The organism is Desulfobulbaceae bacterium DB1, assembly GCA_001914235.1.
Lineage (GTDB): Bacteria > Desulfobacterota > Desulfobulbia > Desulfobulbales > SURF-16 > DB1.
On sequence record MQUF01000009.1, the window covers coordinates 1 to 24,849 of the forward strand.

At 53.7% G+C, this 24,849-nt stretch carries 19 protein-coding genes and 1 pseudogene; 14 read left to right on the forward strand and 6 right to left on the reverse strand.

Annotation, left to right across the window (positions count from 1 at the left end; genetic code table 11):
• From BM485_10065 to BM485_10120, 12 genes and pseudogenes are all read left to right on the forward strand, one after another.
• A partial coding sequence (locus BM485_10065; GenBank protein ID OKY75040.1) for a multidrug efflux RND transporter permease occupies positions 1–2,164 on the forward strand: 2,164 nt, incomplete at its 5' end.
• Positions 2,161–3,573, forward strand: coding sequence for a multidrug transporter (locus tag BM485_10070; protein ID OKY75041.1), 1,413 nt, complete (start codon positions 2,161–2,163; stop codon positions 3,571–3,573). The genes BM485_10065 and BM485_10070, both read left to right, overlap by 4 nt.
• Positions 3,574–3,613: 40 nt before the next feature.
• The gene (locus BM485_10075) at positions 3,614–4,201 is read left to right on the forward strand and encodes a hypothetical protein (protein OKY75042.1); all 588 of its coding nucleotides are present in this window, start codon (positions 3,614–3,616) and stop codon (positions 4,199–4,201) included.
• An 87-nt stretch (positions 4,202–4,288) separates the two neighbouring features.
• Positions 4,289–4,897 (forward strand): hypothetical protein, encoded by a 609-nt coding sequence (locus BM485_10080; GenBank protein OKY75043.1) that lies wholly within the window; start codon positions 4,289–4,291, stop codon positions 4,895–4,897.
• Positions 4,898–5,243: 346 nt separating this feature from the next.
• On the forward strand, positions 5,244–5,939 hold the full coding sequence (locus BM485_10085; protein OKY75044.1) for a hypothetical protein: 696 nt from the start codon (positions 5,244–5,246) through the stop codon (positions 5,937–5,939).
• A 247-nt stretch (positions 5,940–6,186) separates the two neighbouring features.
• Positions 6,187–6,807 (forward strand): annotated as a pseudogene (locus tag BM485_10090) (NAD(P)H:quinone oxidoreductase, type IV).
• Between the two features lie 37 nt (positions 6,808–6,844).
• On the forward strand, positions 6,845–7,924 hold the full coding sequence (locus BM485_10095; protein OKY75118.1) for a glycoside hydrolase family 43: 1,080 nt from the start codon (positions 6,845–6,847) through the stop codon (positions 7,922–7,924).
• Entirely contained in the window at positions 7,921–10,689 is a 2,769-nt protein-coding gene (locus BM485_10100) for a multidrug ABC transporter ATP-binding protein (protein ID OKY75045.1), read from the forward strand. Before BM485_10095 ends, BM485_10100 begins: the two co-directional genes overlap by 4 nt.
• Before the next feature lie 3 nt (positions 10,690–10,692).
• The gene (locus tag BM485_10105) at positions 10,693–11,814 is read left to right on the forward strand and encodes a hypothetical protein (GenBank protein OKY75046.1); all 1,122 of its coding nucleotides are present in this window, start codon (positions 10,693–10,695) and stop codon (positions 11,812–11,814) included.
• Positions 11,815–11,834: 20 nt separating this feature from the next.
• Positions 11,835–12,857 (forward strand): hypothetical protein, encoded by a 1,023-nt coding sequence (locus BM485_10110; GenBank protein ID OKY75119.1) that lies wholly within the window; start codon positions 11,835–11,837, stop codon positions 12,855–12,857.
• A gap of 480 nt (positions 12,858–13,337) precedes the next feature.
• On the forward strand, positions 13,338–13,991 hold the full coding sequence (locus BM485_10115) for a hypothetical protein (protein ID OKY75047.1): 654 nt from the start codon (positions 13,338–13,340) through the stop codon (positions 13,989–13,991).
• A 228-nt stretch (positions 13,992–14,219) separates the two neighbouring features.
• Positions 14,220–15,026 carry a hypothetical protein gene (locus BM485_10120; GenBank protein OKY75048.1) on the forward strand — a complete coding sequence of 269 codons (807 nt, stop codon included), beginning with the start codon at positions 14,220–14,222 and terminating at the stop codon, positions 15,024–15,026.
• A gap of 266 nt (positions 15,027–15,292) precedes the next feature.
• On the opposite strand, the gene BM485_10125 is transcribed toward BM485_10120, so the two are convergent.
• Positions 15,293–16,189, reverse strand: coding sequence for a hypothetical protein (locus BM485_10125; GenBank protein ID OKY75049.1), 897 nt, complete (start codon positions 16,187–16,189; stop codon positions 15,293–15,295).
• A gap of 79 nt (positions 16,190–16,268) precedes the next feature.
• Positions 16,269–18,434, reverse strand: a complete 2,166-nt coding sequence (locus tag BM485_10130; protein OKY75050.1) for an alpha-glucan phosphorylase — start codon at positions 18,432–18,434, stop codon at positions 16,269–16,271.
• A 296-nt stretch (positions 18,435–18,730) separates the two neighbouring features.
• On the opposite strand from BM485_10130, the gene BM485_10135 reads away from it, so the two are divergent.
• Both BM485_10135 and BM485_10140 read left to right on the forward strand, forming a co-directional pair.
• The gene (locus BM485_10135) at positions 18,731–19,285 is read left to right on the forward strand and encodes a peptidoglycan-associated lipoprotein (GenBank protein ID OKY75051.1); all 555 of its coding nucleotides are present in this window, start codon (positions 18,731–18,733) and stop codon (positions 19,283–19,285) included.
• A 375-nt stretch (positions 19,286–19,660) separates the two neighbouring features.
• The gene (locus BM485_10140) at positions 19,661–20,203 is read left to right on the forward strand and encodes a hypothetical protein (protein OKY75120.1); all 543 of its coding nucleotides are present in this window, start codon (positions 19,661–19,663) and stop codon (positions 20,201–20,203) included.
• A gap of 4 nt (positions 20,204–20,207) precedes the next feature.
• Here the strand turns inward: BM485_10140 and BM485_10145 are convergent, their stop codons facing one another.
• From BM485_10145 to BM485_10160, 4 genes are read right to left on the reverse strand one after another with little or no spacing between them, the layout of a single operon-like run.
• On the reverse strand, positions 20,208–21,677 hold the full coding sequence (locus BM485_10145) for a hypothetical protein (protein ID OKY75052.1): 1,470 nt from the start codon (positions 21,675–21,677) through the stop codon (positions 20,208–20,210).
• Complete coding sequence (locus BM485_10150; protein OKY75053.1) at positions 21,674–23,560, reverse strand: 1-deoxy-D-xylulose-5-phosphate synthase; 1,887 nt, start codon at positions 23,558–23,560, stop codon at positions 21,674–21,676. The genes BM485_10145 and BM485_10150 overlap by 4 nt, the downstream gene beginning before the upstream one ends.
• Positions 23,560–24,447, reverse strand: coding sequence for a farnesyl-diphosphate synthase (locus BM485_10155; GenBank protein OKY75054.1), 888 nt, complete (start codon positions 24,445–24,447; stop codon positions 23,560–23,562). Before BM485_10155 ends, BM485_10150 begins: the two co-directional genes overlap by 1 nt.
• Positions 24,448–24,693, reverse strand: coding sequence for an exodeoxyribonuclease VII small subunit (locus BM485_10160; GenBank protein OKY75055.1), 246 nt, complete (start codon positions 24,691–24,693; stop codon positions 24,448–24,450).
• Positions 24,694–24,849: the final 156 nt, after the last annotated feature.

The window sequence follows — 24,849 nt, forward strand, 5'->3', positions numbered from 1 at the left end:
CGAGGTGGTGAAAACCCTTGTTGAGGCTGTCTTTCTGGTATTTGTGATCATGTATCTCTTTATGGGCACCTTTCGCGCCACTCTTATTCCCACCATCGCGGTGCCCGTGGTTCTGCTCGGCACCTTCGGCATCCTGGGGCTTTTCGGGTTTTCCATCAACATGCTGACCATGTTTGCCATGGTCCTGGCCATCGGTCTTCTGGTTGACGACGCCATCGTGGTGGTGGAGAACGTCGAGCGGATCATGGCCGAGGAAGGGCTCTCCCCCCGCGAAGCCACCGCCAAATCGATGGACGAGATCACCGGCGCCCTGATCGGCATCGGTCTCGTGCTTTCGGCGGTATTCGGTCCCATGGCCTTTTTCCCCGGCTCCACCGGGGTGATCTATCGTCAGTTTTCCATTACCGTCATTTCGTCGATGCTTCTGTCGGTGCTCGTGGCGCTGATCCTGACCCCCGTACTCTGCGCCACCTTGCTCAAAGCGATTCCCAAGGGACATGAACCCTCGGATGGCGCCGTCCGGTTCCTGCGGCCTTTTTTCCGCTGGTTTGACCGGACTTTTTTCCGGGCCAGGGATTTTTATGTGCGGCTGGTCGGCCACGTGTTGGCAAAAAAACTTCGCTACCTCTTTGTCTTTGTTCTGATTGTCGTGGCCATGGGATATCTGTTCCAGCGCATGCCCACATCCTATATTCCGGATGAGGATCAAGGCCTCCTCATGGTTCAGGCCATGCTCCCCTCCGGCTCGACGCTCGAGCAGACGGAAGCGGTCATGGCCAAAGTCACGGATCATTTTCTGACGAACGAGAAGGAGGGGGTGGATTCACTCATTACCGTCGCGGGCAGGAGTTTTGGCGGCGAGGGACAGAACGTGGCCCTGGGATTTGTCAAGCTCAGGGACTGGGAGCTTCGCCAGCGGCCCGACCTGAAAGTCAAGGCCATTGCCGGCCGCGCCATGGGGGCGTTTTCAGGAATAAAAGAAGCCATGGTCTTCGCTTTCCCGCCCCCTCCGGTCGTCGAACTGGGGATGGGTACCGGCTTCGACTTGCAGCTCGTGGACCGTGGAGGCCTGGGCCACGATAAACTCATGGAGGCGCGCAACCAACTCCTCGGCATGGCGGCCCAAGACTCCCGCCTGATCAGGGTCCGGCCCAACGGGATGAATGATGTGGCCGAATACCACATCGATGTTGACTGGGACAAGGCCGGCGCTCTGGGGATTCCCATCGACTCCATTCATAACACCATCTCGGCCGCCTTCGGCAGCGCCTATGTCAACGATTTTATCCAGGCCGGCCGGGTCAAAAAAGTATATGCCCAGGTGGAGTCGCCCTATCGCATGCTGCCGCACGATCTGGAAAAATTATATGTGCGCAACACCATCGGAAAGATGGTCCCCGTCTCCTCGTTCGCTGCGGGGCGCTGGGCGGCCGGCTCGCCGAAGCTCGAGCGGTTCAACGCCTTTCCGTCGATCAATATCTGGGGCGAACCGGCTCCAGGCCACTCCACCGGCGAGGCCATGGCCGCCATCGAGGAGATTGTCGCCAAACTGCCGACCGGAATCGCCGCCGACTGGACCGGACTTTCCTACCAGGAACGGCAGGGCGGTTCCATGGCCCCTCTGCTCTATGCTTTTTCGGTTTTCGCCATCTTTCTCTGCCTGGCGGCTCTTTACGAAAGCTGGCCCATCCCCATCGCCATCCTGCTGACCATGCCCCTTGGAGCCATCGGCGGCATTATCGCCACCAGCTTCGCCGGGATGCCCAACGATGTCTATTTTCAGATCGGCCTGTTGATCACCCTGGGGCTCACCACCAAAAACGCCATTCTGATCGTTCAATTTGCCAGGTCAAAGATCGATGAAGGCATGGGGTTGATCGAAGCGACACTTCAAGGCGCCAAACTGCGGCTCAGGCCGATCATCATGACATCGCTGGCCTTCGGGTGCGGGGTTCTGCCCCTCGCCCTGGCAACAGGAGCAGGATCGGGAGCGCAACGGGCAATCGGCATCGGCGTAGTCGGCGGCACGGTGACCTCGACCTTCCTGGTTACGTTGTTCGCGCCTCTCTTTTACGTCATGATCTATAAAGTGCTTGGCAAACATCGAAAAGAAGTGACCATGAGTTATCATGAAGAAAGCATCACGGCGGAGGGGAAAAAATGAACAGACGATTGGCAATTTTGCTGACCAGCATCGGCCTTATCGCCGGGGGGTGTTCCCTGGCCCCCGAATATCTGCGGCCGGAAGCGCCGATTCCGGCTGAGTGGCCACAGGGTGAGGCATACCAAACTATACCCGAATCGTCGATTGCCTTGGACCTTGACCGTCAGGAGTTTTTCACCGACGGAAAGCTGCAAAAAGTCATCGGCATCGCTCTTGAAAATAACCGGGAACTGCGGCTGGCGGCCCAGAACATGGAACGGGCACGGGCTCTCTATGGCGTGCAGCGGGCAGAGCTGTTTCCGGCGGTTCAGGCAACCGGCGAGGGAGGCAAGCAAGGCTTGTCATCCGATCTTATCAAAGCGGGGGATTCCCGCACGAGGGAACAGTACAGCCTCGATCTCGGGATTGCTTCCTGGGAGATCGATTTTTTCGGGCGGATCCGTAGTCTGAAGGATAAGGCCTTAGAAGAGTATCTGGCAACCGAGGAGGCCAGGCGGAGCGCCGAGATTGCCTTGGTGGCCGAGGTTGCCCGCGTGTATCTGACCCTTGCCGCGGACCGGGAAAATCTGCAACTGGCCCGGTCCACCCTGGAAACGCAGGAGGCGACTTACGGTCTGGTGCGAAAACAGTATGACGCAGGCCTCGCCAACGAACTGGATTTGCGGCGGGCACAGATCCCGGTGGAGACGGCCCGGGGAGACGTCGCTCTTTTCACGCAGTTGACGGCCCAGGACCAAAACGCCTTGAATCTCCTCGCCGGCATTCCGGTCCCTGACGAGCTGTTGCCGGTCGATCTCGAACGCGTCGCCCCCCCCGCGGAAATTTCCGCGGGCCTGTCCTCCGAGATCCTCCTGCGGAGACCTGACATCATGGCGGCGGAGCATCGGCTCAAGGGGGCGTATGCCTTTATCGGTGCGGCTCGGGCCGCCTTTTTCCCCCGGATTGCGCTGACTACCGCGGTGGGGACGGCCAGTGACGACCTCTCCGGTCTCTTCGGTTCCGGAACGGGCACCTGGAGTTTCACGCCGAGGGTCGTGGCGCCGATTTTCGACGCCCGTGTCTGGGCAGCGTTCAGGGTCAGCAAGTCCGATCGGGAGATTATACTGACCCAGTATGAACTCGCCATTCAGAACGCCTTCAGGGAAGTAGCCGATGCCCTTGCCGTGCAGGGGACGATAGACCGGCGGATCGCAGCCCAGCTCTCCTTGGTCACTGCGACCGCGGAAACATACCGCCTCGCCGACAAACGCTATACGGATGGCATTGACAGTTACCTCGGGGTCCTTGACGCGCAACGCTCGCACTTTGCCTCCCAGCAAGGGCTGGTGGCGTTGCGCCTGGCCAAACTTGCAAACCGGGTGCGACTTTACGCTGTATTGGGAGGCGAAGTATCGGGAAAAAATAGTTAACCTTATGTATCGGAGAATTCCTTGGAGACAGGAGGAAAGGATGGTCAACAATAAGTCGGTCACTGGTGGCAAAAAAGGTTTTGACAGGATAGACGTTAAAAAACTCCTTGCTTTTTTGCCGATTTGTAGTGACAGCACCATCTTGGACATGGCGGGCGACTTTGACGCCTATACCATTGCCATGGCATCCCTCTGCCCGCATGGCAAGGTCTTTGTTTTTTATCTAAGGGAGGAAGGCCTCGAACGTTTCATTGAGGAGATTTCGGATAGCGCCATCATTAACGTCATTCCCAATGTCGTCACTCCAGATTCGCTACCTCTGGGCAGCGGAACCATGGATATCTGCCTCTTGACCAAAGTTTTCCATGACTTGTTTCAAAAAAGCAGCGGCCATGAAGCGCTAGGCGAAATCAAGAGGGTTTTGAAGCCTGACGGGGTCCTGGCGGTGATAGAGTATAAAAAAATAACCGGATCTCCCGGCCCTCCCATCAAAATCCGAATCGCTCCGGGTGAGCTTGATGAGACACTCCGATTGGCTGGTTTTATCCCAGCGATAAAACAAGAGATCGAGATTGGACCATATCATTACCTGTCTCTTTATCGAAAAGGCGACAGGCAACACGAATGAAAGAATGAAAGAGGGAGTGTGTACCGCCCGTTTTTGTTCGTGTCCTTGTCAACCAAGTAAAGAAAAAAAGAGAGAAGGCGACAAAAAATGCAATCGAACTTTCCGGATAGTAAAGTCAAAATCCTTGAAGCCGCTATCCCCCTTTTTGCCGAAGCCGGCTTCAATGGCGTTTCCATGCGCAGCCTCGCCACCGGAGTCGGCCTGAACCCCGCAACCCTCTATCATCACTATCAGGACAAGTATACTCTCTACATGGCCGCCATGTCTTATGCGTTTGCCCGAAGGGCCGAGACATTATCGTCGGCCCTGTGCGCGGATGCCCCCCCCGAGCAACGGCTAAAGAAGTTTGCCGAGGCTTTTTGTCGGCTCATCCATGACGATCCGAATTTCAACAAATTGATCCAGCGGGAAATATTGGCGGAAGATAACAAGCGTCTGCAACTGCTGGCGGACCAGGTTTTTCACGAATTTTTCACCTCGCTCATCTCCCTTTGCGGTGAGCTCGCTCCAGACTTTGACCCGCATTTGCTGGCCATTTCAATAGTCGGCCTGATGGTTCATCACTACCAGATAACTCCCCTGCGGCGGCATCTGTTGGGCAGTTCGCCGGCCCATGACTCCCCGGAAGAGGTGGCTGCGCATGTGGTGCGTCTGCTGCTACGAGGGATCAAAAGTGGAGAATTGCAACTTGAATGATCGCATGAAGAAAAGAAGCAGAGAGATGCCGTTAAACCGGGCTATTTATTTTTTGGCCCGGAACATTCAGCATGTCGCGAATCGAATTCCCATGTCCTATGGCGTTACATGGGAACAATTGTATGTGCTGCAATGTTTGGCGGAGGGAAATATTGGGTATCCGCAATGGAAAATTTGCCGCCGAACCAAGAAGACACCGACGAATGTCGTCAGAATCCTGGATCGTCTTGAAGGGAAATTCCTGGTTTTAAGGCAGAGTAGTTCTCTAGACCGCAGGACGCATATTTAAGCACATGTCCATGAAGCCGGTGAAAAAAAAGACCCTCTCCTCACGAACGAACAGGTAATGATGAACAGGTCAAGCGAAAGCCTTCAATCAGACACCAAGCTGCGCATTATGGACGCGGCGGAACGCCTTTTCGCGCGCGACGGCTTCCATCGCACATCCATAAAGCAACTCGCTTCCGAGGCAAAGGTTAATCTGGCGGCGGTCAATTATCATTTTGGCTCCAAGATGACTTTGATCGAAAAGGTTGTTGAGCGGCGGTGGCGACCGATTAATCAACAGCGCATGGAGAGGCTTGCGACTATTCGGCGAAACGCCGCCCTGAAGGACCCCGGGCCCTTGGCCAGGGAATGCTTGCGCGCCTTTATCGAACCGGCTTTTACGTCTGACATGCTCGCGCGGGAAAAAAGTTGTTTTCTTGCCTTGGCAGCGCATGCCTTATCCGAGCCGGACGATACCATCAGAACCATTTTCATCAATCAGTTCAAAACGCCCTTCAAATTTCTGTCCGAGGTCTTGCATGACGCCCTTCCCGGCCTGCCGGATGATGAGCTGTTCTGGCGGCTCCATTTCGTCGTCGGCGCCATGACGCATTGCATGCGCCTGTGCAGCGCCGTTTTTCCGTCTTCCGAAATTTCCCCGCCGGGAAACGATCTCGGGACAGTAACGGATCTATTGCTGGATTTCATAACAAGCGGCATGTGCGCCCCTTGTCCCGGCGAGGAAAACCCATCGAGAACCCATGGAGGTCGTTGATGGGGGTAAGAAGAGAGCGATACCCATGACCTCGATTGATTGCGGTGGCGCCGACGTTGTGTTGGCCATGGCCGCGTCGCCTCTGAGCGCATTTCTTGGTGCGGCGTTCTGGGGTCTGCACATGGCGTTCACTCAAGGCCTACTTTCGAAACTTGTGGCCGAACAAGCGCCAGCCGACCTCTCCGTCGTCGGTGGCGATTGTTCGATGTCCATCGAGAAAAAAGACAGGAAAAAGGAGGAACAAAACATGTGCAGGATATTTATCATTTACTACAGTTTGCATGGGCATATTTTCAGAATGGCGGAAGCGGTCGCGGAAGGAGTGTCGCAGGTCGCCGGCTGCGAGGCGCTGGTCAGGAGGGTCTCGGAAACCCTTCCTGATGAAGTATTGGAGAAGATGGGCGCTTTGGAGATCCAGAAAAGGCAGGCCCATATCCCGGTGGCCACAGTGGATGACCTTGCGGTGGCCGATGCGATTATCTTTGGCACCCCGACCCGCTTCGGCAATATGTGCGGTCAAATGCGCCAATTTCTGGATGCCAGCGGTGGCATCTGACAGAAAGGCTCCTTGATCGGCAAGCCCGGCAGTGTGTTTACCAGTTCCGCCACCCAGCATGGCGGTCAGGAGACGACCATCCTCAGCTTTCATATTACGTTGTTGCATCATGGTATGGTGGTGGTCGGTCTCCCTTATGCTTACACAGGTCAAATGGGCATCGCCGAAATCAGCGGCGGATCGCCCTATGGCGCTTCGACTATCGCCGGCGACCAGGGAGAGAGGATGCCCAGCGACAACGAACTGAACGGCGCCCGTTTTCAGGGTGCTCACGTGGCGCGAATCGCTTTGAAACTCAAAGAAGGCGCTTGATGATCCATGATCGTTTAGGAATGAGGAATGGATGAAGATGTCATTGAACGTAAATTTTAAAAAGTGGGGTACGAGCGCGTTGCTCCTTGGCATGGCAACGGTAGCGGCCCTGTTGCTTTGGCGTCATTTCCAGGGTGACGGACTGGATGAGCGTATCGCAAGCAGCAACGGACGTATCGAAGCGGTGGAAATCGATATCGCCACGCCGAGGGCCGGGAAGGTCAAGGAGATTTTTGCGGAGGAAGGCGATTACGTCGAGATCGGGAAGGTGCTGGCCAAGATGGATACCGCCGTTCTGGAGGCGCAGCAGAGAGAGACGCTGGCCCGCTTGCGTCAGGCGGAAAACGCGGTGTTGATCGCCAACAGCCAGGTCGTACAGCGGCAAAGCGAGAAGAAAGCCGCGCAGGCGGTGGTCGCGCAGCGTGAGGCCGAGGTCGAGGTGACCCGGGTTCGGCTGGAGCGGTCGCGATCGCTGGTCGCCAGCAAGGCGGTTTCCCAACAGCAATTCGACAACGATCGAGCCGCTTTTCTCAGCGCCGAGGCCATGCTTCGTGCCGCCGAGGCTGATGTCGCAAGGACGGATGCGGCCATTGCCACGGCGAAATCCCAGGTGATCGGTGCGCAAGCCGATGTTGAAGCGGCCAGGGCGATGCTTGAGCGGATCCAGGCGGACCTCGAGGACAGTGTGCTGAAGGCGCCGCGGGAGGGACGGGTGCAATACCGGGTGGCCCAGCCCGGCGAGGTGCTGGCCTCCGGCGGCACTGTCCTGAACATGATAGACCTCACCGATGTCTACATGACCTTCTTCCTGCCGACAAAAACCGCTGGCCGGGTGGCGCTGGGGGCCGAGGTCCGCCTTGTACTCGATGCCGCCCCGCAATACGTCATCCCGGCCGCGATCTCATTCGTTGCCGACGTGGCCCAGTTCACCCCGAAAACGGTGGAAACATCGGAAGAACGCCTGAAGCTGATGTTCCGGGTCAAGGCGCGGATCGATCCGGCGCTGCTGCGTCAATATATGAGCCAGGTCAAGACTGGCCTGCCGGGAATGGCGTACGTGCGGCTGGATCCAGAAATGGCATGGCCGCCAGAGTTGCAGGTCAGGATGCCAGAATGAGCGAAAGCCGTTTCAATGCCGCTGAAAAAACGGTTGCAAGGCTTGATGATGTCAATTTGCGCTATGGGAAGGTGCGGGCGCTGGCCAACATCTGCCTTGATGTCCCGGCGGGTTGCATGGTCGGCCTTATCGGACCGGACGGGGTGGGCAAGTCCAGCCTGCTGGCGCTGATCGCGGGGGCGCGCAAGATTCAGGGTGGCCGGATCGAGGTGCTCGGTGTCGATATGGCCAACGCCGGTGATCGCCGACGCATTCTTCCGCGCATCGCGTTCATGCCTCAAGGCCTGGGAAAAAACCTTTATCCGACTCTGTCCGTTTTCGATAACATCGATTTCTTTGCCCGGCTTTTTGGCCAAGACCGGCTAGAGCGCCAAGGCCGAATCATGGAGTTGACCAGGGCCACGGGGCTGGCGCCCTTTATTGATCGCCCCGCCGGCAAGCTTTCGGGCGGCATGAAGCAGAAACTGGGCCTTTGTTGCGCGCTGATCCATGATCCGGATCTGCTGATTCTCGATGAGCCCACCACCGGGGTGGACCCGCTATCGAGGCGCCAGTTCTGGGAGCTGATCGGGCATATTCGCGCCACACGCCCCGGCATGTCGGTGCTGGTGGCCACCGCCTACATGGACGAAGCGTCAGGTTTCGATAGCCTGATAGCGATGGATGAGGGCCAGGTGCTTGCCGCCGGGCAGCCCGAGGAAATGCTCCGGCAAACCGGAACCGAGTCGCTGGAAGCGGCCTTTATCGCCCTGTTGCCGGAGGAGAAGCGGCGCAAGCATCGCAGGGTGGCCATTCCACCGCTCGAGGACGAAACCGACGGTGAAGTCGCCATCGAGGCCAAAGACCTTACCATGCGATTCGGCGCCTTTACAGCCGTGAACAAAGTGAGTTTTCGTATTCGGCGGGGCGAGATTTTCGGTTTTTTAGGATCCAACGGTTGCGGCAAAACCACCACCATGAAGATGCTCACGGGCCTCCTGCCACCCACCGGCGGGCAGGCATGGCTGTTCGGCCGGGAGGTGGACCCGCGCGACCTCGACACCCGTCGCCGGGTGGGCTACATGTCGCAATCCTTTTCTCTTTATTCCGAGTTGTCCGTTCGGCAAAATCTGCGGCTTCACGCCCGCCTGTTCGAGGTTCCCGCTGAAGAAATCGAACAACGCACCCAGGAAATCGCCGCTCGTTTTGGTCTGCTCGACGTGATGGGTAAATTGCCTGCTGCCTTACCGCTCGGAGTGCGCCAGCGTCTTTCGCTGGCGGTGGCCATGATTCACAAACCCGAGATGTTGATCCTGGACGAACCGACCTCCGGTGTGGATCCGATCATGCGTGATGCGTTCTGGGAATCTCTGGGGGAACTGTCGCGGCGCGACGGCGTGACAATCTTTATCTCCACCCATTTCATGAACGAGGCGGAACGCTGTGACCGCATATCCCTGATGCACGCCGGCCAGGTGCTGGCGGTGGGTACCCCTGATGACCTTGCCGCACAACACGGCGCGGAGAGCCTGGAAGATTCCTTTGTCGCCTATCTGGAGCGTGCCGCGAATAACAAGGGGGAGGAAAGGGTCGAGGAGATGGAAAATCAAACGGCTTCAACCGGATCTCGTGACAACGTTCATACTGGCAAGCCGCGACTCTTCGACCCCCGTCGCATGCTGAGCTATGCCCGGCGCGAAACATTGGAACTGATGCGCGACCCTATCCGGCTGACACTCGCCCTCCTTGGCAGCGTGATCCTGATGCTGGTGATGGGTTACGGTATCACCATGGACGTGGAGGACCTGACCGTCGCCGTCCTGGACCGGGACCAGACAGCCATCAGCCATGATTATGCCTTGAATATCGCCGGCTCGCGTTATTTCATCGAAAAAGAGCCCATCCGCGATTACCAGGATCTGGACCAGCGGATGCGTGCCGGTAAACTGGCACTGGCTGTAGAGATTCCTCCTGGATTTGGCAGGGACCTCGCCCGTGGCCGGCCGGTTTCAATAGGTGCCTGGATCGATGGCGCCATGCCGACGCGGGCGGAAACCATCCAGGGGTATGTACGTGGCATGCATGCCCAATGGCTTTCGCAAAAAGCTCGCGAAGCCGGTCACGGCCAGGCGCTGGCCGGACTGGTAAACGTCGAGACCCGTTTCCGCTACAACCCCGATGTAAAAAGCCTGGTGGCCATGGTGCCGGCGGTTATCCCGCTGCTGCTGATGCTCATTCCAGCCATGCTGGCTGCGCTCGCGGTGGTGCGCGAGAAAGAGCTCGGCTCCATCATCAATTTTTACGTCACGCCCACTACCAGCCTGGAGTTCCTGCTCGGTAAGCAAGCGCCCTATATTGCTCTCTCCCTGGCGAGTTTCCTGCTGCTCACACTGATGGCCGTGACCCTGTTTCGCGTGCCCTTCACGGGTAGCTTTGCCGCCCTCGCTGTCGGCGCACTGCTCTACGTGAGCGCTGCCACCGCCTTGGGGCTTTTGCTCTCCACCTTCATGCGCAGCCAGATCGCGGCGCTTTTTGCCACCGCCGTGCTAACCCTGCTGCCGGCAGCCGAATATTCCGGCATGCTCGACCCGGTGTCGTCACTGGAAGGCTCGGCAAAAGTCATCGGCCAGATCTACCCGACAACCCATTTCCTCACCATTGCCCGTGGCACCTTCTCCAAGGCACTGGGGTTCCCCGATCTCTGGAATGCTTTTTTGCCTCTTGTGATCGTCGTTCCCGTTCTAATCGGGCTTTCGGCCCTGTTGTTGAAAAAACAGGAGCGCTGAGTCATGCGTCTCAAACATGTACTGCATCTTGGCGTCAAGGAATTGTTCAGCTTGCTGCGCGACCCAACCATGCTGGTGTTGGTGATCTATGTATTCACCTTGTCGATCTACACCCGGGCCACGGCCATACCCGAGACGCTTCACAAGGCTCCTATCGCCGTCGTCGACGAGGACCGTTCACCCCTTTCCCAACGTATCACCGATGCTTTTTATCCACCTTATTTCCTGGCTCCGAAGGTCATCGACCAGGCCGAAATGGATGCGCGAATGGACGCCGGTCTCGATACCTTCGCGATCAATATTCCCCCTGAATTTCAGAGGGACGTCCTGGCCGGGCGGCAGCCGACGGTTCAACTCAATGTCGATGCCACCCGCATGAGCCAGGCTTTTACCGGCAGCGGTTACATCCAGACTATCCTCAATGAAGAAGTGAGCGCCTTTGTCCAACGCTACCGGACAATTCCCACATTGTCGGTGGATATTAACCTGCGGGCGCGATTCAACCCCGAGCTAAACAAATCCTGGTTCGCCACTGTCATGGGTGTCATCAATAACGTGACAATGCTGGCCATTGTTCTCACGGGTGCCGCCTTGATCCGCGAACGCGAACACGGCACCGTAGAGCACCTGCTCGTGATGCCCGTGACGCCGCTTGAAATCATGCTGAGCAAAGTCTGGTCCATGGGTCTGGTGGTGCTGACCGCATCGGCTTTGTCACTTGTTTTTGTGGTGAAAGGCTGGCTTGGTGTCCCACTCCAGGGTTCATTTACGCTGTTTCTGGTCGGTACCGCTCTGCATCTTTTTGCCACCACGGCCATGGGAATCTTTCTCGGCACCGTCGCCCGGTCCATGCCGCAGTTCGGCCTGCTGCTAATGCTGGTGCTGTTGCCGCTGCAGATGTTGTCCGGCGCCTCCACCCCGCGTGAGAGCATGCCGGAACTCGTCCAGTACATCATGCTGGCCGCGCCTAACACCCACTACGTTCAGATAGCGCAAGCCATCCTCTTCCGCGATGCAGGTTTTGAAGTCGTCTGGTCTCAGTTTGTCTTTCTCGTCCTGATAGGGGCAACCTTGTTTGGCTTTACGCTTGCGCGATTTCGCAAGACCATTGGGAGCATGGGATGAGCAGCGCCACAACACTTCCGATAGAGAACAGATCCCCCAGTTTTGCATGCCTGGCTGGCTTTGCGACTATCATTCTGATGGTCGGTTGCTTTTGTCCATCAGCCTCCGTTGCCGCCAATCAAAGCGCGGAAAAGGGAATATGGAGCTTTGTTCTTGAAAATGACCTCTTTGCCAATGCCGACGATCATTATACAAACGGCCTGAGGGTATCCTGGCTGTCCGGCAAGAACCAAACGCCGGAGTGGGCGTTGAACATGGCTGACCGGTTTCCATTGTTTCCCGCCGATAAGGCCGTGAGGATGAGTTTCTCGGTGGGCCAGAACATGTACACCCCAGAAGACATCACCCTGGAGAATCCACCACTTGATGATCGGCCTTATGCGGGATGGCTGTATACCTCCGTTGGCTTGGTCGCCGAAACCGGGCAGCGGCTCGATCAACTTGAATTAAGCGTGGGCGTGGTAGGCCCGGCCTCGCTTGCGGAACAGAGCCAGAAGCTCATCCACTCTTTTGTCGACTCCGATGACCCGCGAGGCTGGGACACCCAACTCAAGAACGAACCTGGGTTCATTCTGACCTATGCCCGTAGTTGGCGAGGCTTGATATCAAAGTCGCTTCTTGGTGTGCCCTTCGATCTGACCCCCCATGCCGGAGTAGCCCTGGGTAACGTGTTCACCACCGCCAATGCCGGTGTAACACTGCGCTATGGCGAAAACATGCCGAACGACTATGGTCCTCCCCGAATTCAACCCAGTTTGCCGGGTTCAGGCTTTTTTATCCCTCAGCACGGTTTCGGCTGGTACCTGTTTGCGGGAATTGAGGGCCGGGCCGTCGCCCGCAACATCTTTCTTGACGGCAACACCTTTCGCGACAGCCGTAGCGTGGACAAAGAACCGCTGGTAGGTGACCTCCAGTTCGGTATCGCTATTACCTGGCGGAACCTGCGTTTGGGCTATACCCATGTGCTCAGGACACGGGAGTTCAAAGGCCAGGGCGACCGCCGCGATGATTTCGGGGCGCTCAGCCTTTCACTACAACTTTGATAGTACACGTTACGCGTGGTGGATCAATTGGTTACTTCACTATCCTGCCTGGTCTTTTTGAAACCCGACAAATCACCTTTTTTTCCTTGCCTTTTTCGGCCTAATCCATAAGAATAAGGTCATTATTCCGGCTCATTTCACAATGAGATACCCCTTTTCAGGGTTTAGCTGAACACATTTTTCGTGTTCTTGAATTCCAGGTACCACAGCCTCACATTTATTGGTACGTCCAGGTTTAATCGTGGATGCGAACCTGCGCCGTCATATAATTTTTGCATGGCTGCCTCATCTTTTTCTTCTTTATTCCCTATGTTATCTTCGCCTTCGCTCCGGGTTTAATCACTTTTGTGAACCTCTAGGTCCGCCAGGCGAGATATTTTTTTCGGTAAATCCATCAACCCATCAATCGGGAGCGGAACAATCTATGCTCCCATCGGGGCGTTGTTGTTTTTCTCCCACTACAAACAGGAGGAAACAACAATGTCAGCAACACTCAAGGAAAAGATCGATCAGATCAACAAAAGATTACGGTCTTTCGGCAAGGAAGCGGTCCAGGAAATCAAAATGACGGGCAAGGACGGCAAGGTCATCGGCCAGATAAAATACGGCTACCGGCCCCAGTACGTATTCGATTCCGTCAACGAATTCATTGGACCTGAACACTGGAAGTATGAATTGACCAAGGAAGAGATCTTCGACACTCAGGCGGTGGCCGAAGTAAAACTCTTTCTCAAGGTCGACGGAGATTGGCTCTGCAAAGGTTCACAGAAAGGCCAGATGCAGATTGTCAAAGGCAATGTCGGCGATGCCCAGAAAGGCGCGATCACCGATGCCATTCAGAAATGCATGTCGCTTCTCTCCATCGGCAGCGATTCCTACAAGGGGTTGCTGAGCAAAATCTATCAGGCAAATCCCCCGAAAACCCAGTCCGGCAGCAAACAAGCGGACAAAAAAACAGCGGACCAGAGCAACAAACCTACGGCCATGCCCAAGATCGCCGGCGTCACCTTTGAAGATCGTCAAGGTGTCATCGTCGCCATTGGAGACAGGCTGTACGATAAGAAGGAACTGCTCAAGGCCGCCGGCTTTCAATGGGACAAGTCCGAAAAGACCTGGATGAGAAAAGCTGCGTAGCATGCAGAATTCCGTGTCACGCATGTGTCACGTGACTGTCACGTGACTATAACGTGACAGTATGCACCACCCATCAATTCATCATCCTTAATTCTGCATTCTTCATTGGTTCCCCCAGGAACCCAACCACCCGTAACCCAGAGGGAGTGATACCATTCCCCTGGCGGGAATCCGTGTATCCTCCCCGAATAATCAATTATGGAGGATACTCACATGTCAGACCAGTTAATGATCACCCTGAAGGCCGCTCTTCAGCAGTTGGCCATTCAGCAAACCGTGGAAACGCTCGGCGACCGTGCCACTTATCTCGGCGCATCCGATATCGCCGCCTGCCCACGCAAAACCATTCTTTCAAAAATCAATCCCCCTGAAGCCGATCTGGTGACCCTGCTTCGTTTCAGGCGCGGGCACATGGCTGAAGACATCGTGGCAGCAGCGTTTTCCGCCGCCGGCTTTACCAATTTCACCCGGCAGGTGGAAGTTCAGTACGCAGGAGATGTCCCGGTCACAGCCCACATCGACTTCGTCTTCACATCCGAAATCAGGAAGACCATGGCCGTTCTGGAAGTGAAATCTCCGGAGACCATCCCGGCACATCCATACGGCTCCTGGGAAACCCAGCTCTATTTGCAGATGGGACTGCTTGCCGCGGCCTATCCCGAGTACACCGTCGAAAAGGGCGCAATACTTGCGGTCAACTTCGTTGCGTCGGGCATGGCGCTGTTTAACGGCTACACGCCACAGGCAACTATTTTTGAAGGTTTGATCGACCGGGCATGCACCATCTGGAGCGATTATCGGAAGGTTATGACGGATGCGTCAACGGTACCGGCCATGGAGGTCAGCCCCTTGTGCGGTTATTGCCCCTTTGTGGCGGACTGTCCGAAATTCGAGGCCGAAGAGGTCCGGGAACTCACCGAAAGCGTCGAGATCCTCACCGAACTGCAACAACAGCAGAAGAACCTCGAAAAGGACATCGACATCCGCAAAAGGGATCTCCTGGCTGTCGAGCCCGGTCGGCCCCGCCAGGTATAGTCAGGGATTGCGGGTGACAACGCAATCCCTTTTTTTTTGTGGTCTCCTCCCCGGAGATCGGGCAATGCTCCTTCTTGTCACAACAAGCACATCTCTTTCCTGCCGTTGCCTTTTTCCCGAGCCGTAAATATGCAGGGTATGCTTTTGGCGGAGAACTGGTCAGGTTGTTGGAGCTTGATGATTTTGCTGAATAAAAAACCGGCGCAAACCGCAGTTGACACTGCGGTTTGCGCCGGTTTTTTATTTTCCGCTTCCGCTTCTGAGATTTACGCTTCGTACAACCAGTTGTTGAACTCGTCAAGGAGGTTGTCTGTGAGCATGTTTTTTTGACCAGGCATGGTGCTGAAGGGGATGTTTTTTTCTTCCTGGTCAATCGCCTTATGGGCAATGGGCAAACTGAGCGGAGCCAGGCGTGGATGTTTTTCCATGGTCTGCTTGATCCGGTGCATCATGTGGCGGGCGGTGGGTATGTCATTTTCCCGGCGGGAATTGAATGCGTCATTTCCGGTTTGGCTCTCCATGTCTCTGGCTTCAAGAAAATCCTTAATCTGTTGCCATTGAGCCTGCAGCGTTTCCGCATATTTCATCTCGCCCGTGTATGCCTCGTCGATAATCGACGATATTCCGGCAAAATTTTCCGCCAGTTTTTGTTGCAGCGAATCAGATGCAGGCAGGGGGTGGTACTCGGTCAACTGGGAGGCTGACCATCTTTCCTGGTAACTGAACGAAGCTGAGAGTTGAGAAATTGAACCCATGTCGCCGATCGTCAGTGCCTCGTTCATCGCCTTGTCCATGTTGCCGCGGTAAAAATGACCGGCAATGGAGGAAAGATCCTTTAACAGCTCGGCAATGTCGGCCAGCTCCTCCTCGTTCAGGTCTCCGGCGACGGAAAGGTTAAAGGAATTGATGGAAAGCTTGGAGGTGGTGAAGTTCACCCCATGCTGCAAAGGGGTCGTCCATTTTTCCGCACTCTGGGAGGACGCATACTCCTGGAAGTTGGAAATGGTAACCACATCGCCTTCATCGGTTGTTATGGAGATATTGGCTTCGCTGCGCCGGGCCAGTGATTCCCTGTAGCTGCTCACTCCTTTGTCATTTGTCAAAGGGATCCGGTTGCTTTGCAGAAAAGGGGCTGGATTGGCGTTGTTGATGGGATTTGTCATGACTTTTCTCCGCAGGCTGTATTAGTCATTTGTGGTTATAAACAACTAATCGGCAGCTGCGGAGAAATCTTTATTTTTTTTATGCGTCGCTTTGGTAAATTTTTCGCAACCGCTCCAATCTTTTTTCAACTCCGTCGGGCAACTTCATGTTGTATCTTTCCACATACTCGCCGGCCATGCGATGCGTATTAAAGATAGGGCAGTTCAGTTGCAGATTGTGGATACACTTATCGATATAATTGGAATGGAGATTGATATCATAGAACGTTTCAAGGATGTGAGGGAAAATTTCGTAGAACGAATCCGAATCCTGTTCATAAAGAAGAGCATTCGGTGCTTCACTGAGACTGGCATCGTCGATTGCCGATTCATAGCCGAATTTCCAGCCGGTTTTGCCTTCATGATAGCCTTCAACCCACCAGCCGTCCATGGTACTGATGTTGGGAATACCGTTGATGGCGGCCTTCATGCCGCTGGTGCCGCTGGCTTCAAGGGGCCGTTTGGGACTGTTGAGCCAGGCATGGACGCCTGAAACCATCATTTTGGCAATCTTCATATCGTAGCCGGGAATAAAAATCAACTTCGCCAAACCTTTACTTTTGATATACAGATCTTCCTGGATATCAAGAACGAGTTTGATGATCGACTTGCCTGGTTCGTCCGAAGGATGGGCCTTTCCCGCATAAATAAAGTTAACGGGAAAATTGTTTTTGACGATGATGTCGGCCAGTGTCCTCATGTCGTCGAAAATAAGATCAGCCCGTTTATAGGTGGAGAATCTCCTGGCAAAACCAATGGTGAAAACATCGGGATTGAGTTCAGGCACGCCGTCATCGAGATTGGACAGATAGTTGGGGGGGTCAATCCAGGTTTCATGCATCTGCTTGCGGTGCAAGGCGAGCATTTCATTGACATAGTTGATTAATTTAATGGTATCCTGTGCCCAGGCCTGTTCAAATGCCTCACGGAATGCGTCCGAAGTGAGGAGGAGGCCGGCATTGATGAAAACGGAAGGATCTTCCCGCCAGTTTTTCAGTTCCGTGAAACTGTCGTAAAGAGCGGCCTTTGCATCGCTGATCCAGGTCAGATGATGGACGCCATTGGTGATTGCGCTGATTTTTTCGGCAAACTGGGGGAACTGTTTCCTGGTGACTTCCTTGTGAAGTCGACTGACGCTGTTGGTCGCACGATTAACCCGCATGGCCAGCGACGTGAAATTATACTGGTTGGGATTTTCTTCGTCCTGGGCGAGCAGATGCAACACCTTGCCGCAGAAGGCATGGCCGATCTGACTGATGATGTTTTTGTCGAAACGATCATGTCCGGCCTTGACCGGTGTATGGATGGTGAAAACGATGCTTTTGGCGGCATGCTCCGCTGCCTGCATGATGTCGGTATCGGTCGCTTTGGTTTGGTAATCCCTGCCCAGCGTTTCCTCGAGCCGTTCGGCAATGAGGCTCAGGACGAGAATGACTCCATGCTGCTCGTTGAGATGAAATGTTTTGCTGGTCAGGCCGAGTTTCTTTTTCACGGCGATAACCGAGGCGCCAAGTAATCTCCGCTGAACCGCTTTCGCCTGATCGGAAACACTCTCGTAAAGTCTTTGCGAAACCTCCCTGATAAAGTCAGGTGAAGAAGGAACGCTGTAGTCAAGCAGGATTTCCGGGACAAAAAAATCAAGATTGGCGCTGACCTCCATTTTTAGCCAGAGTCGGGCAATGGCCAGCACTTCCCTGTCCTTTTCGTCATAAAAGGGCACCTCTATCTCCAAGGGCAGGTCCGGAAAATCAGGGTTTTTCATCAAATAAAGGGTCGGGGTATTTTCCGGGGACCAGTCGGTTGCCGTTGATATCTGGCCAAGTCGAGAATCAACCAATTGGGAAAAATAACCTTTGCGGTACAGCAGGGAAATTGCGATTGAAGGGATTTTGAGATCGGCAAAGCTTTTCAAGGTGTCACCAGCCAGAATACCAAGTCCGCCGCTATAGTTCGGGATTTTATCCGGGCCATGAAGGAAAAGTTTGGAAAAATGGCGGAGCACATTCGATGATGCTTTTTCAATAGCTGTTTGTTGGAGCCGGGTTTTGATCGGATGATAAACGTCCCGGTCGGCTCCGATCTCCATGGAAATATATATGACGGAATTTCCATCAGGAGAGGTGAGGTTGTGCCAGACCCCATCGAGTGTTTTTTGTGTTATTCCGAAAAATGTTCCCCAACGGTTGGTGGCAATATAGTTATTCATTATTATAGTTAGTCCTGTGAGGCAAAAAGTGCCGGTAAGTAAAAAATAAATAATATTTTTTACTTAATTGATAAATTTTGCAAGAAAATTGATGAAGAGGAGTGTATAATAGCCGATGTTACAAGAACTCTTTTATTAAGGAGGTTGTATGAGTAATTAATGCAAAAAAAATATAAAAAAATATTGAATTTCTATTTTTATTTACTATATGTTGTTATAGCCTGAAAAAATTTTTTTTTGCAGGTTTTTTTTATTCTGAACTTCAGCTTTTTTTTGTCGAGAAAGGAGGCAAAATGATGAAGGTAAAACATGTTCGGATGTTGGCAGTAGCGTCACTTATGTTGTCTGTAACATTCCTCGCCGGTGGTTGCGCCAAAAAAGCAGTCCCCACCGAGGAAGCACCTGTAGCACCTGTTGAAACACCGCGGGTGGATGTCGGCGATAGGGCAGGGGCTGATGAATCCCTGGATTCCAACCCTTATACCGCCAGCAATGCCAAAATTTCAGAAGGCAGAACCCACGGCCCCATGCTCCCCGTCTATTTTGATTTTGACAAATCAGATATTCGTGACGATCAGCAATCACGTATTGAGGGAAATGGGGATTTCCTCAGGGCGTATCCTACCGTTCAGATCAGCATCGAAGGCAACTGTGACGAGCGTGGCACCAACGAGTACAACATGGCTCTTGGCGAACGCAGAGCGCAGCAGGCAAAGAAATACCTTGCCAATCTCGGGGTGGACGAGGCGAGGCTGAACACTGTAAGCTACGGCGAGGAAAAACCGCTTCTTTATGGTCATGATGAATATTCATGGGCACAGAATCGACGCGATGATTTTGTAATTCGCTAAAAAATCTTCGTAGTGTTGACCGAAAGCCGGGAAGACTGCTGTCAGTCATTCCCGGCTTTTTTGTATTGCGCATGCATAACTTTCCGTGTTGAATTTGAGGTTGGTTTTGAGTCTGTGAAATCTTCCCCGACAATATTCGCTTTTTTGCCCTTGATGCGTCAGTTCCGCTGTCATCCAACCCCCATGCGTTATTCCCGAAAGAGGCTGCTGGATTGCCGTTGTTCCCTGTAATTACACATGTTTTTTTGTTGTTTGAAAGCGCATGCAGGTGCAGAATGGTCAAGCACGTTGGAAAGTTGAGATAATAAAAGAGAGCTGCAATAACTCTTCCGCGGAAGCAGGAGTTGCACGCGAAATCAGGAGTGAGCCATGAAACTGTATCGAACTGTTCAATTGTTTTTTGCCGCTGGTTTGTTTTGCCTTTTTTTGGCGCCTGGTCAGGCTTTTTCCGCAAATGCCATGAAGGTGGCGACCATCAGTTTGCAGGAGGTTCTTACCCAATCGAAAGTAGGACAGGAGGCCCAGAAACAGTTAGAGGCCAAAGTTCAGGAATTCCAGAATAAATTCGCCGCGGAACAGTCAACTCTTGAAGGACTGGGAGAGGAAATCGAAAAGAAGCGTTCCGTCTGGAGCCAGGAAATTCTTGAAGGGAAAGAACGTGACTATCAAATGAAGATGAGGGAGTTCAAGCTGAAAACAGATGATGCCCAGTTTGAATTGAAACAGCTTGAAAAGAAAATCATGGAGCCGATTTTGAAAGACCTCCATGAACTGATTGCCGAATACGGTAAAAAAGAAAATTATCTGCTTATCCTGGAAAATACCAGAAAGGGTCTGAGCTCACGAACCGGTCTGCTTTATGCGGATGAATCCACCGATATCACCCCGCAAATTTTGAAGATGCTCGATAAAAAATAATATTTCACGTTTTTTTCACTGCCGGCCACGGTAGAAAGGGAATAAAAGCCATGGCCGGCAGTGAAAAGCAGAAGCTCAAGCCGAAGAAGACCCCGTATCCGCACCAGTCAACCAGAAATCCGCTGAAAGAACCGGCATAAACGCCGGAAACGCTCATCAGCCCCGTGCCGATGGCATAATGGGCCGCCTTGAAATTTTCTTTGCACAGTCTCATCAGGAAGGTCATGAGCACCGCTGTTCCCATTCCCCCCGAAAGATAGTCAAAAGCGGCAACCAGGCAGGCGAGAAGGATGTCGGACGAAGAAAGAGCGGCCTGCGCCATCTCCATTTGTCCCTGGCCATCCCCGATCAGATGAAAAGCCAGCGCCATATAGGTTAAATTGGTCAGATTCTGGGCCAGCAAAAAAGGCCAGATCATTTTTTTTAAAGAATAGCGGGCAATAAACCATCCTCCGCCCATGGCGCCGATAATGGAGCACGGCAGTCCCACCGCCCCGGTGATCCAGCCGTAATGCCCCTTCAATCCCGCATCAATAAAGAATGGTCCGGCCATGGCGGACAGCATGAACTCACCGACGCGAATAAAGACGATAAAAAGGATGATGGTCGTGATTCTTTCCTGATCGATGAAGGAGATGAACGCCCTGCCGAAAATGGAGTCGGGTTTTTCCTTGATACGGGCCATCAGGCTGTTGCGCAGGGCAATGAGCATCAGCAGGGAAAGTAGAAGAAGCACCCCGACCATATTGGCTAAAGGCAGGCTGCCCAGAAAAGCACGACTCCGGTCCATGAGAAGGATGGCGGCAAGAAGGACCAGGCCGAGAAGAAAGACGATGAGGTGCGGTACCGAAATAAGTTTTTTAATCAGTGCTTTTATCGGCTTTTTTTCATATTCGCAGGAAGGGAGAAAAAAGAGGTGGAAGAAAAAAAGCAGGGTAAGAAGAAAGGAAGACAAGCCGAAAGCCACGGGCCAGCCATTGCGGGCCCCCAGGGTAACAATAACGGCGCTGCCGAACATCATGGCAATCCGGTAGGCCATAACGCGGTATCCGACAAACCTTGCCTGTCCAGCCTGGTCAAGGGCCTCAAGATAGTAGCCGTCTATGGCGGTATCATGGGTTGAGGCGATAAAACTTGCCGCAAAAAAAAGCAAGGCGACAAAAGGCAGCGCCCAGCTTCGGCCGGCCGACAAGGTGATCAGACAAAAAATGACGACAAGAATCCCTTGAGTGAGCAGGAGCCATTTTTTTTTTGTGCCGAAGAAATCAAGGTAGGGAGCCCAGAGAAATTTAAAGATCCACGCCAGGCCCAAAAGGGAGGTCAGCCCCGTTGCTTCAAGGCTGACACCGCTTGCCCGAAAAAAGAATGTGGAAATGGTCCTGATGAGGGAATAGGGGAATCCTTCGGCAAAATATGTAGTAAAGGCCCAGATGAAGGCCGGAGTTTGCCTGAAGCCGAATCTGTTTTTAGTCACTTGCCGACAAGTTCTAAGGCGCTGTTGATAATGGCAGGTGTGTCTATTTTTACATTGTGGCGCAATACATCCTGGGGGCCGTGTTCGATGAATCGATCAGGAATGCCCAGAATTCGCACCGCAATGTTGTCAATTCCCTTTTTGGCAAAGAGCTCGAGCACGCCACTGCCGAAACCTCCCTTTTTGACATTGTCTTCAACGGTGATAACCTTGCCGGTTTTTTCCGCCCAGTGACAGATGAGATCAGCGTCCAGTGGGTTGACAAAGCGAGGATTGATGACTGCGGCACTGATGCCGATTTTGTGCAATCCTTCCGCCGCCGCCAATGCTGGATAAACACGGTTGCCCACCGGCAGGAGCAGGACATCTTGACCTTCCCGCAGAAGTTCGCCTTTGCCGAAAGGTATTTTGGCGGGCTCAGCGGTTAAATCGACGCCTTCGCCGTTGCCGCGGCAGTAACGAACCGTGGTTGGACAAGGCATGAAAATGGCGGTGTGCAGCATGTGACGCAGTTCTTCTTCATCCTTGGGCGCCATGATCACCATATTAGGGATCATGCGCAGAAAGGAGAGATCAAAGACCCCGTGATGGGTGGGGCCGTCATCACCGACAAGTCCGCCGCGGTCAATGGCAAAAGTAACCGGCAGGTTCGGCAGGCAGACGTCGTGTATCACTTGGTCAAGGGCGCGCTGCATGAAAGTAGAATAAATGGCCACCACCGGAAGAATTCCCTCGGTGGCAAGACCTGCGGCAAAGGTAACGGCATGTTGTTCGGCTATCCCGACATCAAAGAATCTGTCCGGAAATTTATCAGCGAATTTGCTCAGTCCCGTGCCGGCCGGCATGGCAGCTGTGATGGCGGCGATGCGCGGGTCTTTGTCGGCAATTTCCACCAGGGTGTCGCCAAAAACCCTGGTGTAGGTCGGAGCTGCGGATTTTGCCGGCAACGGCTTACCGGTCTCAATGTCAAAGGGACCCACGCCGTGATAGGCGCCGGGGTTTTTTTCAGCAGGGCCATAGCCCTTTCCTTTGGTGGTTATGACATGAATCAGCACCGGGCCTTTGGTGAAATCGCGGACGTTGCGGAATGTGTCGAGTAAGTTTTCCAGTTTATGGCCGGGAATGGGGCCGATATATTCAAATTTAAGTGCCTCGAACAGCATCCCCGGCGTAAAAAAGCTTTTCAGGCTTTCCTCGCTTTTTTTGAGCACCTGAAGGATATTCTCCCCGACATTGTGGAAATGTTTGAGAAACTGGCTCAGATCCTGTTTGGCACGAACCATGGCGCGACCGGTCAGTTTACGGCTGAGAAAACTGGAAAGCGCGCCGACGTTGGGGGAGATGGACATCTCGTTATCGTTAAGGATAACAATAAGATCTTTGTCCAGGTGGCCGGCCTGGTTTAATGCCTCAAATGCCATTCCGCCGGTCATGGAACCGTCACCGATGACGGCGATGGTCTTGTTGGTTGTTCCCTTGAGGTGATTGGCTATGCTGATGCCGAGGCCTGCTGATATGGATGTGCTGCTGTGACCGGTGTTAAAGACGTCATATTCGCTTTCCTCCCGTTTGGGAAAGCCGCTGATGCCCTGATACTGGCGCAGGGTATGGAAGGATTCCCGGCGTCCGGTTATCAGCTTGTGGGCGTAAGCCTGATGACCGACATCCCATATCAGTTTGTCGTCCGGGGTATTGAATACATAATGGATAGCCAGGGTCAGTTCAACCACACCCAGGCAGGGAGCGAGATGACCGCCGACCCTGGATACGGTCTGAATGATTTCCCCGCGGATTTCCCGTGACAACCGGACGAGGTCTTCCTCGGCGAGCTTTCTCAGGTCAACCGGTGAATTTATTGTTGAGAGAATGGTTTGGTCATCCATTATTTTTTTCTATTATAAATATACCGTGCCAGTTCACGGAGAGGTTCCGCCTCATGGTCAAAGGAAGACAAGGCGGCAATTGCGCCGTCAACCGCCTCTCCGGCGAGCTTTCGTGTCTTTTCAACGCCAAAGAAGGAGGGATATGTCGCCTTGTTCTGTTCGGCATCAGATCCCGCCGCCTTGCCCAGCTGCGCGGTGGTCCCTTCCACGTTCAGAAGATCATCGACGATCTGGAAGGCAAGCCCGATCTGTTTACCATAAGAACTCAATGCAGCAAATTGTTGGTCGTCGGCCCGGCCGATGATGGCGCCGGTCTGCACGGAAGCGGTGATCAGCGCGCCGGTTTTACAGCTGTGCAGATACTGCAGGGTGGAAAAGGGAATTGATTTTCCTTCGGAATCCATGTCAAGGGCCTGACCACCCACCATTCCCAACGGACCTATGGCCCCGGCAATGATATTGACAATGCGCAGTTGGTCATGGCTGGACAGGCTACCGGTGTCCGGTCGGGAAAGCAATTCAAAAGCAAAGGAAAGAAGCCCGTCACCGGCGAGAATGGCGCCGGCTTCGCCGTAAATCATGTGGTTTGTCGGTTTGCCGCGTCGCAGTTCGTCATTGTCCATGGCCGGCAGATCGTCATGGATCAGGGAATAGGTGTGAATGCATTCCAGGCTGCAGGCCAAGGTCAGATAGGGGGAAGGGTCGGTGTGCAGCGCTTCGCAAACCGCCAGGCAGAGAACCGGCCGGATCCGCTTTCCCCCGGCAAAAAGTGAATAGCGCATGGCCGTGATATGATCCCTCAGCAACCCTTCAGGTTGCAGCATAAACCGTGCGAGTCCCTGTTCAATCTGAACTTTTTTTTCATGAAGATAGGTCGTGATGTTCACTTACAAACTCTCTTCGGACAGGTCGTTTTCAGGGTCAAAGGGAACACGGGTCAGTGCGTCGTTTTTGTTGAGCAGGATATCAATCTGTTTCTGGGATTCATCCAGCTTCTGATTGCAGAATTGCACAAGCTTCATACCTTCGTCGAATTTCTTCAGGGAACTGTCCAGGCTGAGTTCCCCCTCTTCAAGCTCTCTGGTGATTTCTTCCAAGCGAGTTAAAGCCGATTCGAAATTTTTTTTGGCCATGGTCTGATGAACGTGGTATTTAAGCTGAATTCATGACAGAAGAGAGACGGTCTTGGAAAGAGTCACAAGGCTGACCATCCGTCTCTGAAATATAATGTATATAAACACTTGCCGGCGTTGGTTCCGTTTTTCAGATGGAACCCCGACGAGTGATCA